This window comes from Paraburkholderia sp. SIMBA_027, from assembly GCF_046535315.1.
In the GTDB taxonomy this organism is placed as follows: domain Bacteria; phylum Pseudomonadota; class Gammaproteobacteria; order Burkholderiales; family Burkholderiaceae; genus Paraburkholderia; species Paraburkholderia tropica.
This window is the reverse complement of the sequence record NZ_JAWRWY010000398.1, coordinates 1-279: the sequence shown is the minus strand read 5'-3', so window position 1 is coordinate 279 and position 279 is coordinate 1. Positions and strand designations below refer to the sequence as shown.

Annotated in this window: 1 protein-coding gene; it reads right to left on the bottom strand. The window is 54.5% G+C overall.

Annotation, left to right across the window (positions count from 1 at the left end):
- Positions 1–279: AMP-binding protein (locus SB764_RS39575; protein WP_410866691.1), on the bottom strand; the 279-nt coding region annotated here is incomplete at both ends.

Sequence of the window (279 nt, the reverse complement as noted above, 5' to 3'; positions counted from 1 at the left end):
GCATTTGTTCGCTTGACGGCTTGGTCGGGATCAATTGGAAGATACGCAGCCCCAGCTTTTAAGACAGCCAGTATTCCTATGATCATCTCCACGGACTCCTCGGCAATCAGCCCGATTGTCACTCCTGCTTTTGCCCCTTTTTCCCGAAGCACTCCTGCCCACTGGTTCGCCCTTTCATTCAACTGAAGATACGTCAGCTTCTGGTCTCCGGCTGCTACAGCGACTCGGTGCGGCGTTCGGGCTGACTGTTCCTCAAACAGCTGTGCCAGCGTTTTGTCC